This is a genomic window from Krasilnikovia sp. MM14-A1259 (assembly GCF_047159535.1).
GTDB lineage: Bacteria > Actinomycetota > Actinomycetes > Mycobacteriales > Micromonosporaceae > Actinoplanes.
In genome coordinates, this window is sequence record NZ_BAAGAJ010000002.1 from 6,530,220 (window position 1) to 6,543,038 (window position 12,819).

The window sequence follows — 12,819 nt, forward strand, 5'->3', positions numbered from 1 at the left end:
GCCAACCGGCTTCGCCCTCTCGTTGGGGGGATGACCTCCGGGACCTGTACGGGTACCGTCTGCCTCCGGGTCCACCGCTACGTCCGGCGAGGGCCTCTGGGGAGTGAGGTGTACAACGATGCCGTGGTGGTCATGGCGTCCCGGATCGACCGGGGGCGGCCGGCCGCAGACCGGCGGAGAGGTGGCGTTGCAGAGCAACGTCCGCGTCGGGGTTCCGGCGCAGCGGGAGCCCGGAAAGTCCGGTTCCCCGACCGATCTGTCCACGATCGATCAACCCGACCAGATCGCGCCGGTCACGCTGGCGCGGATCGGCAAGGCCCTCGATCTGCTCGACATCCGGTTTCTCGCTGACGGCGGCGGGAGCCTGCTGGCGATGTGGGAACGGCACGCGGTGCTGTTCACGCTCGAGGGGCCTGACGACGAGATTCTCGTGATGCGTGCTCGCCCGCACACCACCGTCCCGCCCGATTGGGCCGACCGCGCCTATCGCGTGGTCAACGAGTGGAACCACACCCGGCGCTTCTGCAAGGCGTACGTCGGTGACCCGACCGAGCGGGGCCAGCTACCGATCTACGCCGAGCTGCAGGTGCCGCTCAACTCCGGTGCGCACGACGCCCTGCTGGTCGAAATGCTCGACTGTGGTGCCGCGGTGGCGACCTCCTTCGTCGACTGGCTGCACGACGAGGGCGCGCTGCTGTAGCACCCGCCGCTGAGTCCGCTTCCGCAGCAGCTCAGCGTGACCCTGCCCCGGCGATCGCTTCGAAACGTGCCGAAGGGGGCCCGGTCGGGCCCCCTTCGCCGTCACTGGACGTCAGGCCAGCGGGAACATTCCGATCCGGCCGTGATATTCGCGGCCGAGCATGGTCGTGTCCGAGCCCACGATCAGCCCGCTCGGCACGGCCACGAACACCCGGACGCCGACCCCCCGCGACCGTGTCGGATTCCACGGCAGCGCCCTGCCGGTGGCCGGGTCCAGCGCGCCGATGCCCGGCCGGGACACCGCACCCGGGCCGGGACCGGAGCTGTCCGTCCCGTTCGGGTTGTCCAGGTAGCGCTGATGCCCGCCGACGTACACCGCCGGGCCGGTGACCGCCACCGCGTACAGCGAGTCCCCGCCGGTGCGCTGCACCCAGGTCGGGTCGTGCGCGCCGTCGCCGGCCACGTCGAAGCGGGCCGCGGAGTCGCACATCGAGCTCGGCGAGGCCGCCCGTCCCGTGGCCACCACGACGAAGTACTGGCCGTCGGGGGAGAACTTCACCTGACGCAGGTAGGTGTCGAAACCAGCCATGCACGGCTGCTTGTACACGTTGGTGTACCAGCCGGTGACCACGGCGGACGCGCCGGATACGTCGTACATGACGATCTGTGTCCGGTCCAGGCCGTTCGCCCGCAACAGTGCGCCCACCGCGATGAGCTTGGTGCCGTCCGGGGAGATGTCGAAATGCTCGACCCGGGTACGGTCGATCCCGGGCGCGGACAACTTCGGGTCGAAGCCGAGGTCCACCCCGCCGTTCGCGATGCTGAGCCGGGCCAGGCCCACCCGTGTCTTTCCGTTGATCGCGGAGAACGTGCCGCCGACGTAGAGGCGGCTGCCGGAGATCGCCATCGCCCGCACGTCACCCCAGTTGATCCTCGCGGTGAACGAGACGATCCGCGCGCTGTTGAGCAGCGAAAGCCGGGCCAGGCCGCGCTGGGCGACCCGGTTCACGGTCTTGAAGACCCCGCCGACGTAGACCGTGTTGGTGGGGCCCGCGGCCAGCGCGTACACCGCGCCGTCGACCTCCGGGGCGAACGCCGTGATCGCGCCGGTGCGCAGCCCGTACGCGAAGATGTTTCGCCGATTGAACGTCAGCTTTCCGGTGCTGTCCGTCACCTTGGTGAAGGCGCCGCCGACCACGACGATGTCACCGACGACCGCAACGGTCCACACGGTCCCGTCCAGCACGTGCGGCGTGTAGTCGACCGGATCGGCGGAGACGACCGCAGGCTGGGCGATGTCCGCGACCGCCGGGCTGCCGACACCGAGCAGGACCAGCTGGGGCAGAAGGAGCAAAGGCAGAACGGCGGCTAGCAGGCGGCGACGCATGGGCGGCTCCTGGGCTCGGGTCCGCGGGCGCCGGACTACGGCGCGACACGGTTGGACACATGCTCAACGAGCCGGACCCGCGCCAGGATGCGTTTATTGCGGTATTTCTTCCGAATCCATGGTGTTCACCATGAAATACGCCGCTCGCTCCATGTACTCCCACAGCGCGGAGTGGTGCGGCTCCGGCAGCCCGAGCGAGTCCACCGCCTCCCGCATGTGTCGCAGCCAGGCGTCGCGCTCCGCGGGCCCCACCCGGAACGGCGCGTGCCGCATCCGCAGCCGCGGATGCCCCCGCTGCGCCGAGTACGTGTTCGGGCCGCCCCAGTACTGCATGAGGAACAGCGCCAGCCGGTCGGCGGCCGGGCCGAGATCCTCCTCCGGATACATCGGGCGCAGCAGCGGATCATCGGCCACGCCCGCGTAGAACGCGGCCACCAGCCGGCGGAACGTCGGCTCACCGCCCACGGCGACGAAGAAGCTCGCCTCCTCGGGCGTGGCGGGTGCCGGATCCGTTCCGGGCGCCGGGGTCACCGGCAGGGAGTTCGGCTGAGGGTTGGCTGCGCTCACCCGTCCAGTGTGCCAGCCGCCGCCCGCGGGGCGCCGGGCGTGGTGGGGCGGCCCGGCGCCGGGTGCGTCTGTGGGCCGGCGTTCTGCGGCGCAACCTTCGGCGGCCCAGCGGTCTGTGACGTCGCTGTCTGCGGCGCGGCCACCGGCGGCGCGGTCATCGGCGGCGTGGCCTGCGAGGGTGCGGTTGCTTGTGGGGCGGCCGCCGGCGGCGCGGGGGCCGACTCCGCGGCTGCCGCGATGGCGGCCTCGAAGCGTGCGGTTCGTGGCCACCGGGCCGCGAGCGCGGCCATCAGCAGCGTGCCGCCGACACTCCACAGCCCGACGACCGTCGGCACCGCGGCGTGCTCTGCCAGCAGGCCGGTGGCCAGCACCGCGCCACCCTGGGCCAGCTGCATGCTGCCCTGGATGACCGCGAACGCCCGGGCCCGGAACCCGTGCGGCAGGGCCAGCACGAACATCGCGTTGAGCGTGGGCAGCAGGCCGCCCTGCGCGATCCCGGACAGCAGCGTCAGCAGCGCCACCACCTGCGCCGGGGGAGCGGCGAGCGCGGGGACCAGGGCCATCGGCGCGGCGACCGCCAGCGGCCGGATCAGCCGCTGCCGGACGCTCGGCCGAACGAACCGGCTGATCAGTACGCCGCCGATGACCCACCCGACCGGCCCGGCCGCCATGATCATGCCCTGGTGCAGCCCCCGGGTGGCCGGATCCGGATTGCCCTGCGCCGCCCACGCCGCCGCCAGCCCCTCGGGCACGATCGCGAAGATGGTCAGCGTCACGGCCAGCGCGCCGATCGCGGCGAGCACCGGCGTACCGAAGACGATCTTGAAGCCCTCGCCGGTCTCGCGCAGCAGGGGGGCGCGCTGGGCCGGGCTGACGGCGGCCGGCCGGGCCCGGACACCGCTGAGCAGCAGTGCCGCCGACAGCCCGAACCCGACCGTGGCCATCGCGATCGCGAGCCGCGGATTGACCGCGGCGGCGACGGTCGCACCGACGAAGTAGCCGAACACCTGCGCCGCCTGCGCGGTCGTGGTGTTGACCGCCAGCGCCACCACCATCCGGTCGCGGCCCAGCAGCAGCGGCAGCAGCGCCGAGCGGGCCGCCTGGGTGGGCGGACCTGCCAGCATCGCGAGGAAGACCACCACCAGCAACGCCGGGACGGGAATCTGCGGCACCGCCACCAGCGCCATCAGCGCCATCCGCGACAGGTCGCAGATCACCATGACCCGCCGGTACGGATACCGCTCCGCGAGCGCCGCGAGCAGGGGCCCGCCGGCGATCCACGGCAGGTAGCCGATCGCGAACGACGCCGCGGACAACATCACCGACTCGGTGCGCTGGTACACCAGGACCGTGATCGCGGCCCGGGCCAGGTAGTCGCCGATCCAGTTCACCAGCAGCGCCGAATACATGGCGCGGTACTCCCGGACGGCGAACACGTCACGGAACGTGACCTGGCGCTCCGGGCTCACCGCGTCGGCGGGGTGTGCCGACGGCGCGGCAGGTGTGTCGTCGGACACCGGGCCCCCCATCGTTCGCGGACGGCCGTCGGATCGCGGCGGCGGTCGGGCACGTCCGCGGCGGGCTGCGCGTGGTCGGCCCCTGCGCCCGGAGACCGCTATGCCGCCGGGTGAGCCCATCAGCCCATTGAGCACTGCGCGGAACGTGACGGTGCATGTGCAGATGCTTCTGCGGATTCTGCCCGATCGTCCGACTCATGGCTAGGGCGTACGGGTGGATCAGCGACCTTTCGGCCGATCCAGGCATCCACCGATGGGGGATCCGCCCAGGTCAGGTCGCTCCGCCCGGGCGAGTGTCAGATTCCGGCGCGGCGTACGGCTGCGGTACGGCCGCCCGCGGCGCCAGGCGGGACGCGGCGATCTGCTGGGCGAGCCCGGACTCCTCCAGCGCGTCCACCAGCCGGCGGCGCAGCTCCCGCTGGACGGCGGCCTGCCCGTCCGCCGTGGTCTTGGCGATCGTCCGGACCACCGCACCGTCCACGGTGAGCTGTTCCACGCCGACCACCTCCGGCGGCTCCAGGAACTCCGTGGCGTGCTGCGGGTCCTGCGCAAGGTCGAGCGCCGCCGTACGCAGCACGGCACCGGCCTGCTCGGAGCTGACGAAACCGATCGGCAGGTCGATGACCACCATCGCCCAGCCCTGACTCTTGTTGCCCACCCGGACGATCTCGCCGTTGCGCACGTACCAGAGCACGCCGCGGGCGTCGCGGACGGTCGTCACGCGCAGGCCGACCGTCTCCACCACGCCGGTGGCGTCGCCCAGGTCGACCGAGTCGCCTACGCCGTACTGGTCCTCCAGCAGCATGAACAGGCCGGCGATGAGGTCCTTGACCAGGCTCTGCGCACCGAAGCCCACGGCGACGCCGATGATCCCGGCGCTGGCCAGCAGCGGGCCCAGGTTGAAGCCGAGCTCGCCGATGACCAGCAGCGCGGCCATGCTGAAGACCACCGCGGTGACGAGACTGCGCAGCACCGAGCCGATGGCCTCGGCCCGCTGCCGTCGCCGCTCCGGGACGAACTGCCCGTCGGGGGTGTCCTTCACGCGCTCGCGCAACGGCTTGAGCATCGCGGGCATCGAAGCCTGGGAGCTGGTGGCGGTCAGGCGCTTGATCATCCGATGCAGCAGCCAGCGGACCAGCAAGGCGACCAGGATGATCGCGAGGATCCGGAGCGGCTTGACAATGGCGACGTAGCTGCTGAGTGCCAGACCCCTGTTGTGGGTCACGTCGAGGACCTTCTGGCATAACCAGTCGTTCTTGCAGTCGTCGATCGTCGGCGTGCTTATCTCGATGTCGGGCGTGGGCGTCGGAGAGGGCGCAAGGAACAACACGGGTCTGAACCGTACCTGCCCCGGGCGAGGGACCTTGAACCGGACATCTTTCACCCCCGTACTCGGACGTTCATGAGCAGGCCACAGATTGTGCTCGCAATTCCGTCATTCATCAGGGACTATTGGCGCACGGACACCGGAGATCCGGGCCTTGTGCACCGCCGGTGACCGCCCGACCACGCCCGCACGTCAAGCCATGGGAGCCGTTACAGCACCTGCCTCCGGAAGGGTGATCGCGATGCCTGACATACGACCCGCAGTGGGCTCTTCCGCGTTGGTGTTGAACGCTACCTACGAGCCGCTGTGCGTCGTATCGGTGCGTCGAGCGACCATTCTCGTGCTGACCGCCAAGGCCGAGTGCGTTTCCGACGGTGACGGCCTGCTGCACAGCGCCCACCAGACGCTGCCGGTGCCGTCCGTGGTCCGTCTCACCCGGTATGTGAAGGTGCCGTACCGGACCCATGTGGGGCTGTCCCGGCGGGCCATCTTCGCCCGCGACGGCGGCCGGTGTGCGTACTGCCGGGGTTCCGCCGAGACGATCGATCACGTCTTCCCACGCAGCCGCGGCGGTCTGCACGCCTGGGACAACGTCGTGGCCGCGTGCGCCAAGTGCAACCACAGCAAAGGCGACAAGACCCCGGCCGAGCTGGGCTGGCGGCTGCACTCGCCGCCGGCCGCCCCGCGCGGGGTCGCCTGGCGGGTGCTGGGTCACCGCACCCCGGACCCGCGCTGGGCCGACTGGCTCGACCTGCCCGCCCCGGTGGACGCCGAGGCCGCCTGAGACCCGGGGCGCGGCCGCCCCGCGTCAGACCTGGCGGGTGGCGACCAGCGAGGCGAAGACGATCACGTTGTCGGAGTACCCCCGGGCGGTGCCGAGCCACCGGCCACCACACGTCACGAGCCGTAGCTGGGGGCGGCTGTAGTCGCCGTACACCCGGTTGACCGGCAGGTGCGCCTTGGCGTAGTGCTCGACCGAATTGACCTCGAACACCGCGACGCGGCGGTCCCGGCGCAGCACCTCGATCCGCTGGCCCGGCCGCATCCGGTCGAGATCGTGGAACACCGACGGCCCGGTCCGGGTGTCGGCGTGTCCGACGATCAGCGCAGGCCCGAACTGGCCCGGTGTCGGGCCGTCGCGGAACCAGCCCGCCTCGCGGTGCTGGGGCAGCGGCGGCACGTCGACGGATCCGTCCGCGGCCAGGCCCACCTCGAGGATCGGCGCGCGCACCTTGATCGCGGGGATGACGAGCCGGACGGGCGGGCTCGGCTCCAGTACCGGGAACGCCCGCGGCGGTGGCTTGTCCGGCCCGCGGAACAGGTCACGCAGGTCGAACCGGGTGGTCGTGCCGAACCCGGCCGCGACGCAGAACAGGCCCACGAACACCAGCGCGCACGCCACGGCCGCGGTCGGGAAGCGGCGGCGGCCCCGCACGGGCGGGGGCGGTGGCACCGGCCGTACGCCGGGCACCGCGTACCCCTCAGCCCACCCGCCGGCGGCGCCAGGCCGCGGCGGCGAGGATCGAACCGGCCGCGATGGCGACGGTGCCGCCGCCGATGAGCAGCGGCGCCCCCCGGTCGGCGGCGGTGCCGCCCGCGCCGGTCGCCGGGCCGTGACTCGGTTCCACCTTCGTCACCACGTGCAGGGTGCTGGTCGCCTTCTTGCCGTCCGGGCAGGCCAGGTGCACCTCGTACGGGCCGGGGCGGGTCGTGGGCGGCACCTGGACGGTGGCGGTCAGGAAGCCGTAGTTCGGTGCCGCCGTGACCTGCCCGAACGCGTCCGATGTCACCGCCGCGGCCTGGAGGTTGTCCGTGCAGCTGGCGCGCACCGCGATCTCGTCGCCGGCGCGGGTCGTGCTGGGATTCGTCTCGACGAAAACACCCTGGGCGAGCGCGGGGGCCGCGGTCAGGACCCCCCAGGCGAGTGACCCGGCGGTGAGTATCCCGAGCCCCCATGGGACAACCGTGACGGTGGGGACGTACCTGTGCATGACTCCCCCTCACTGCCGTCGGAGGCAGGAACGGCGCGTGAGGGTGATTTTCGCATCGGAGGCCCCGATCCGCGTAGATCCCTACGGCGTGAGACACCAGGTCGAGACCCGAACGTCCGGGACGACCTGCGCTCCGCTACCGTGATGGCGTTCGGATCATTGGGCACGCGGGCGCCTGGGGGCGTTGAGGTTGTCGATTACAAGCACCGTTCTGGTCTATGCGGTCATCCCACTCTCGATCATCGGGATCGTCTTCGGGCTGACGTTCGCCGGCAGCGACCGTGGTCGCCATTCCCGGCGCTACCGCCCCGGCCGGCCGTACGACTTCCAGCCGATCTGGTTCCTCGCCGCGCCCGAGCAGGTGGGCCCTGCGCTCGACCACCACGGGGAGCAGCGGGCGCTGACCTCGGGCGTACTGGAGAACTCCCAGGGCGAGCGCGTGCTGCCCGGTCCCGTAGGAGGCGCAAGTGACAGTTGGTGAGGCGCAGGTTGCCACCATCGACGAGCCCGTCGGCGACACGCCCGGGATCACGCCCGCCGAGGGAGCCGCGGCGCTCGACGGCCCGTTCACGACGCGGCAGCTGCTGCGCCTCGACGAGGCACTGCGCGTCGCCGATCAGCAGACCGGCCTGACGTTCAGCGTCTACATCGGTGAGCTGGACGAGCCGGTGCGTGCGGCCGCCGAGAAGCTGCACTCCCAGCTGGAGCGCAACGCCACCGCGGTGCTGGTCGCGTTGTCGCCGAACCAGCGAGTGCTGGAGATCGTCACCGGGCCGGAGGCGCGTAAGCGCATCTCCGACCGGGACGCCAAACTGGCGGCGCTGTCGATGGTGGCGTCCTTCGGCGGCGGCGACCTGGCCGGGGGCATCATCTCCGGTCTCGACCAGCTCGCCTCCCACGCCGGGCGCCGCTGACCCGGGCGGCCGGGGTCAGACCCAGGCCGACGGCGTGACCCGCACCGGGAACGGCAAGTCGAGCACGGCCGGTTCGGCCCCCTCGACGGTGCGTTCCAGCGTGTAACCGCCGGAACCCAGCACGTACACGTGCAGGGCCACGATGTCCTGCTCCAGCTCCAGCCGCCAGTACCGGGGGATGGCCGCGTCGGCGTACAGGTCTGGTTTGAGCAGGCGGTCGTAGCGGCGCGACGGCGGCGACTCGACCTCCACCACGAGCGCGGCGTCGGCCGGGGCGGACCAGCTCGCCCCCGAGGAGTGGGGGCGCAGCACGGTCACGTCGGGGATCAGGCTGCTGTCGCCGATCTGGACGCCCTGCCGGGCGCACACCCACCAGCCGGGCGGCGCCGCGCTCCGCAGCGTCGTCACGAGGGCCCCGACCGCCGCCTCGTGCGTGGCGTCCAGCGGGGGCGTGACGTGCAGGCTGCCGTCCACGATCTCGTACCGGTGCCCGTCCTGCGGGAACAGATGCAGGTCGGGCCGGGTCCATGCGCCGGCCGGCGCAGTCCAGCGTGTCAGCGAGCCTTGACCCATGATCAAGCCGACCACCTCCCATACCGCGGAGTGTCAGCGTACTCACGCAGGGTGGCCGCCGGGTGTGGTCGGCGCGAAGGCGACCCCAACCGGGGCCGCCTTCGTCAAGTCGGGTCAGGCAGTCCCGGTGTCCCGGGCGCGGGCCTTGCGGGCCCGGATCACCCCGTCGCGGCCCTCGGCCACGAGGCGGCGCAGCGACTGCGGATGCCCCTCGAGGGCCAGCCAGGCGTCCGTCCTCGCGACCGTCTCCTCGGTGACCTGGTACGCCGGGTACGCCAGCAGCACGAACTCCTGCGCCGGCTCACTGTCCGAGTGGGCCCACACGTCGCCGACCACCTCGAAGAACTTCTCCGCGTACGGGGCGGTCAGCGCCACCTGGGTGGACGTCTGGAAGCCCTGCAGCAGCGAGCGGTGCAGCCAGTTGGGCAGCTTCTCCGCCCCGGTCAGCCGCGCCCACACCTGCGCCTTGCTCTCCGCGGTCGGGATCAGCGCCCGGGCGAGCGCGGCCTCCCGCTCACCGCTGGCCGTACGGTCGCCGTTGAGCTCGTTCTCGATCTGCTCGTCGGTGGCCGCGCCCTGCGCGGTCAGCGCCTGCAGCAGCGTCCAGCGCAACTCCGTGTCCACGGTCAGCCCCGCGGGCACCGCGACCCCGTCCAGCCAGCCGCGCAGCGTCGCCAGGTCCTCCTGGCTGCGCGCCGCACCGATGAACGCCCGCGTCCAGGCGAGCTGGAAGCCGCTGCCGGGCTCGGCGGCGGCCATGGCCGTGCGCGCGGTGTCGGCCAGCAGCGCCCAGCCGGTCGGGGCCCACGCCGGGTCCGCGTACATGGCCACCGCGCTGGCGGCCTGCCGCAGGGTCGCGGTGACCAGGTTGATGTCGTTCTCGGCGGGCAGGCCGCTGGCGGCCAGTGCCACGTAGTCCCGGGCCGCCAGCTCGGCGTCGCGCACCATGTCCCAGGCCGCGGCCCAGCACAGCGCCCGCGACAGCGAGGAGTCGATGCCGCCGATGTGCTGGACGACCGTGGCCATGGACCGCTCGTCCAGCCGCAGCTTCGCGTACGTGAGGTCGTCGTCGTTGAGCAGCAGCACGTCCGCGGCCCGCTTGCCGGCGAGCACGGTCAGCTCGGTGCGCTCCCCGCTGACGTCGACCTCGATGAGCTCGCGGCGCACCAGCCGGTCGCCGTCGAGGTCGTACAGGCCGACGCCGATGCGGTGGGTGCGCAGCGTCGGGTACGCGGCCGGCGCCTCCTGCTGCACGACCACCCGCGCGTACGTGCCGTCGGCGGCGATGTCCACCGCCGGGCGCAGCGTGTTGACCTGCGCCGTCTCCAGCCACTGGGCGGCGAACTTGCGCAGCTCCCGGCCCGAGGCCGTCTCCAGCTCGGTGAGCAGGTCGTCGAACGTGGCGTTGCCCCACGCGTGCCGCTGGAAGTAGGTGCGCAGCCCGGCCAGGAACGAGTCCAGCCCGACGTACGCGACGAGCTGCTTGATGACGCTGGCGCCCTTGGCGTACGTGATGCCGTCGAAGTTGACCTCGACCGCCTCCAGGTCCGGCATCTCGCAGTACACCGGGTGGGTGGAGGAGAGCTGGTCCTGGCGGTAGCCCCAGTTCTTGCGCATGGACAGGAACGTCGTCCACGCGTCGGTGAACCGGGTGGCCTGCGTGTTGCACCAGTGGCTGGCCCACTCGGCGAACGACTCGTTCAGCCACAGGTCGTTCCACCAGCGCATGGTGACCAGGTCGCCGAACCACATGTGCGCCATCTCGTGCAGGATCGTGTTGGCGCGCTGCTCGTACTCGTAGTCGGTGACCTGGGAACGGAAGATGTAGTGCGCCTCGGCGTGCGTGACGCAGCCGAAGTTCTCCATCGCCCCGGCGTTGAAGTCGGGCACCCACAGCTGGTCGTACTTCGGCAGCGGGTAGCGCATCCCGAAGTGCTCGTGGAAGAAGTCGAAGCCCTGCTTGGTGATGAGGAACAGGTCGTCGGCGTCCAGGTGCTGGGCCATCGACGCGCGGCAGAACACGCCCAGGTCGATGCCGTCGTGCGAGTCGCGCACCTCGTGGTACGGCCCCGCGCACAGCGCGGTGATGTACGTGCTCATCCGCACCGATTGCTGGAAATGGACCGTCTTGGCGCCCGGCCCGGCGGGCTCGGTGCGCTCCGCCGGCATGTTGGACATGACCTTCCAGTGCGCGGGCACGGTCGCGTGCCACGTGAAGACGCTCTTGAGGTCGGGCTGGTCGAAGCAGGCGTACGCCCGCTGGGCGTCGGCCGTCTCGAACTGGCTGTAGAGGTAGATCTCCTTGTCCACCGGGTCCTGGCTGCGCTGCACGCCCTGCCCGCTCGCCGAGTACGCGAAGTCCGCGTCGACGACCAGCGTGTTCTCGGCCGCGAGGCCGGTGAGCGTGAGGCCCTTCTCGGCCGACCAGTCGGACGTGTCGACCGGTGTCCCGTTCAGCACCGCGGAACGCAGGGTGACGGCGGCGACCTCGATGAATGTCGTGGCACCCGGCTCCGAACAGCGGAACGTGACCGTGGCGGTGGACCGGAACGTGTCCTCGCCCGGGTTCCCCGAACCGTCGGTGAGGTCCAATGCGATGTCGTACCCGGTGATGTCGAGCAGGCGCGCCCGCTCTGCAGCCTCCACCTGGGTCAGGTTCCGAACTCCGGCCACGTTGCCTCTCCTCATACAGAATCTCCGCACCCAGCGCTGGCTGTCGCGGCTGCGGCGGGCGGAGGCAGCACGCCCCCGACCCGAGTTTTCCACGACACCCTATGCGGTCCCTGGGTGGCGCACTTCACCGAGCGCGGAGGAGATCTTCCACGACGCCGCCAACGCGCAGGGTGGAGGATCGACACATGACTGAACGTGCCACCGTTGACATGTGGTTCGACCCGGTATGTCCCTGGGCGTGGATGACGTCCCGCTGGCTGCTGGAGGTCGAGAAGGTCCGTCCCCTCGACGTCCGGTTCAACGTGATGAGCCTGTCCGTGCTCAACGCCGGGCGTGACCTGCCCGAGCAGTACCAGGAGCTGATGGCCAAGGCCTGGGGGCCCGTACGGGTCTGCATCGCCGCCGCCGAAGCCGCCGGCCCGCAGGTGCTGCGAGACCTTTACACCGCCCTGGGTACCCGGATCCACCTGCAGAAATACGAACTCGACGAGAAGTTGTACACCGAGGCCCTGGCGGAGGTGGGCCTCGATGTGGCGCTGGCCGCGGCGGCGGGCACCGACGCCCGCGACGACGCGTTGCGGACCAGCCACGACGCGGGCATGAAGCCCGTGGGCACGGACGTGGGCACCCCGGTGATCCACGCCCCGGGCCCGGTCGCGGGGGAGACGGTCGCGTTCTTCGGCCCCGTGGTCACCCCGGCGCCCAAGGGCGAGGCGGCCGGCCGCCTCTGGGACGGCGTGCTGCTGGTCGCGGGCACGCCCGGCTTCTTCGAGCTGAAGCGCTCCCGCGACATCGGTCCGATCTTCGACTGAAACACCACCGGAAGCCCCCGGTCGGCGTTGAGTGGAGATACCACCCACCCGACCGGAGGCTCCGATGTCCGAGACCGACAGCGTCGCCCACATCACGGTCGCTGTGCAGCGAAGCGCGTGGGCGAGCGTGTGCCCGACCCTGCCGCCGGAGGCCGCCGCGATGGTGGCCCCGCCCGTGGTGGTCACGCTCGGTCCGGTCGGCACCGACGCTGTCCCGGCCGGCCCCGAACCGGCCCCGGCGGCGGTCGACCCGGACCCGGACGCGCCCCGGCACGCCGCCCCGGGACAGCCGCGGCCGGCCTCGGCACCGGGACGTCACCGCCGTACAGCCCGCGCGAACTGACCGGGCGGGCCGCCGG

14 protein-coding genes are annotated in these 12,819 nt (G+C 71.7%); 6 read left to right on the plus strand and 8 right to left on the minus strand.

What is annotated here, in order from left to right:
• Positions 1-118: 118 nt before the first annotated feature.
• Entirely contained in the window at positions 119-700 is a 582-nt protein-coding gene (locus ACMCNK_RS29695) for a YbjN domain-containing protein (RefSeq protein WP_412739639.1), read from the plus strand.
• Between the two features lie 111 nt (positions 701-811).
• Here the strand turns inward: ACMCNK_RS29695 and ACMCNK_RS29700 are convergent, their stop codons facing one another.
• The 4 genes from ACMCNK_RS29700 to ACMCNK_RS29715 all read right to left on the minus strand — a co-directional run bounded on the left by ACMCNK_RS29700 (position 812) and on the right by ACMCNK_RS29715 (position 5,500).
• The gene (locus ACMCNK_RS29700; RefSeq protein WP_412739640.1) at positions 812-2,086 is read right to left on the minus strand and encodes a delta-60 repeat domain-containing protein; all 1,275 of its coding nucleotides are present in this window, start codon (positions 2,084-2,086) and stop codon (positions 812-814) included.
• Positions 2,087-2,179: 93 nt separating this feature from the next.
• Positions 2,180-2,653: a globin gene (locus ACMCNK_RS29705; protein WP_412739641.1), complete on the minus strand. Its 474-nt coding sequence runs from the start codon at positions 2,651-2,653 to the stop codon at positions 2,180-2,182.
• Complete coding sequence (locus tag ACMCNK_RS29710; RefSeq protein WP_412739642.1) at positions 2,650-4,170, minus strand: MFS transporter; 1,521 nt, start codon at positions 4,168-4,170, stop codon at positions 2,650-2,652. Before ACMCNK_RS29710 ends, ACMCNK_RS29705 begins: the two co-directional genes overlap by 4 nt.
• A gap of 271 nt (positions 4,171-4,441) precedes the next feature.
• A complete protein-coding gene (locus ACMCNK_RS29715; RefSeq protein WP_412739643.1) occupies positions 4,442-5,500 on the minus strand; it encodes a mechanosensitive ion channel domain-containing protein in 1,059 nt (352 codons plus the stop codon).
• Between the two features lie 238 nt (positions 5,501-5,738).
• Between ACMCNK_RS29715 and ACMCNK_RS29720 the strand changes: the two genes are divergently transcribed.
• The gene (locus ACMCNK_RS29720) at positions 5,739-6,281 is read left to right on the plus strand and encodes an HNH endonuclease (protein ID WP_412739644.1); all 543 of its coding nucleotides are present in this window, start codon (positions 5,739-5,741) and stop codon (positions 6,279-6,281) included.
• 24 nt (positions 6,282-6,305) lie between these two features.
• On the opposite strand, the gene ACMCNK_RS29725 is transcribed toward ACMCNK_RS29720, so the two are convergent.
• Entirely contained in the window at positions 6,306-6,968 is a 663-nt protein-coding gene (locus ACMCNK_RS29725; protein ID WP_412739645.1) for a class F sortase, read from the minus strand.
• Positions 6,969-6,978: 10 nt separating this feature from the next.
• The gene (locus ACMCNK_RS29730) at positions 6,979-7,488 is read right to left on the minus strand and encodes a hypothetical protein (protein ID WP_412739646.1); all 510 of its coding nucleotides are present in this window, start codon (positions 7,486-7,488) and stop codon (positions 6,979-6,981) included.
• Positions 7,489-7,678: 190 nt separating this feature from the next.
• Here ACMCNK_RS29730 and ACMCNK_RS29735 point away from each other — a divergent pair, with 190 nt between their 5' ends.
• Both ACMCNK_RS29735 and ACMCNK_RS29740 read left to right on the plus strand, forming a co-directional pair.
• Positions 7,679-7,969 (plus strand): hypothetical protein, encoded by a 291-nt coding sequence (locus ACMCNK_RS29735; RefSeq protein ID WP_412739647.1) that lies wholly within the window; start codon positions 7,679-7,681, stop codon positions 7,967-7,969.
• Complete coding sequence (locus ACMCNK_RS29740) at positions 7,956-8,402, plus strand: DUF5130 family protein (RefSeq protein WP_412739648.1); 447 nt, start codon at positions 7,956-7,958, stop codon at positions 8,400-8,402. Before ACMCNK_RS29735 ends, ACMCNK_RS29740 begins: the two co-directional genes overlap by 14 nt.
• Positions 8,403-8,417: 15 nt before the next feature.
• On the opposite strand, the gene ACMCNK_RS29745 is transcribed toward ACMCNK_RS29740, so the two are convergent.
• Positions 8,418-8,975, minus strand: coding sequence for a Uma2 family endonuclease (locus ACMCNK_RS29745; protein WP_412741034.1), 558 nt, complete (start codon positions 8,973-8,975; stop codon positions 8,418-8,420).
• Between the two features lie 114 nt (positions 8,976-9,089).
• Entirely contained in the window at positions 9,090-11,663 is a 2,574-nt protein-coding gene (pepN, locus tag ACMCNK_RS29750; RefSeq protein ID WP_412739649.1) for an aminopeptidase N, read from the minus strand.
• 170 nt (positions 11,664-11,833) lie between these two features.
• Between pepN and ACMCNK_RS29755 the strand changes: the two genes are divergently transcribed.
• Both ACMCNK_RS29755 and ACMCNK_RS29760 read left to right on the plus strand, forming a co-directional pair.
• Positions 11,834-12,460 carry a DsbA family protein gene (locus ACMCNK_RS29755; protein WP_412739650.1) on the plus strand — a complete coding sequence of 209 codons (627 nt, stop codon included), beginning with the start codon at positions 11,834-11,836 and terminating at the stop codon, positions 12,458-12,460.
• Positions 12,461-12,524: 64 nt separating this feature from the next.
• Complete coding sequence (locus ACMCNK_RS29760) at positions 12,525-12,803, plus strand: hypothetical protein (protein WP_412739651.1); 279 nt, start codon at positions 12,525-12,527, stop codon at positions 12,801-12,803.
• The last annotated feature ends 16 nt before the right edge of the window (positions 12,804-12,819 follow it).

Coding starts and splice junctions, on each gene's coding strand:
- pepN (WP_412739649.1), bottom strand. CDS start 11,663: ATGAGGAGAGGCAACGTGGCCGGAGTTCGGAACCTGACCCAGGTGGAG.
- ACMCNK_RS29760 (WP_412739651.1), top strand. CDS start 12,525: ATGTCCGAGACCGACAGCGTCGCCCACATCACGGTCGCTGTGCAGCGA.
- ACMCNK_RS29720 (WP_412739644.1), top strand. CDS start 5,739: ATGCCTGACATACGACCCGCAGTGGGCTCTTCCGCGTTGGTGTTGAAC.
- ACMCNK_RS29700 (WP_412739640.1), bottom strand. CDS start 2,086: ATGCGTCGCCGCCTGCTAGCCGCCGTTCTGCCTTTGCTCCTTCTGCCC.
- ACMCNK_RS29755 (WP_412739650.1), top strand. CDS start 11,834: ATGACTGAACGTGCCACCGTTGACATGTGGTTCGACCCGGTATGTCCC.
- ACMCNK_RS29730 (WP_412739646.1), bottom strand. CDS start 7,488: ATGCACAGGTACGTCCCCACCGTCACGGTTGTCCCATGGGGGCTCGGG.
- ACMCNK_RS29745 (WP_412741034.1), bottom strand. CDS start 8,975: ATGGGTCAAGGCTCGCTGACACGCTGGACTGCGCCGGCCGGCGCATGG.
- ACMCNK_RS29695 (WP_412739639.1), top strand. CDS start 119: ATGCCGTGGTGGTCATGGCGTCCCGGATCGACCGGGGGCGGCCGGCCG.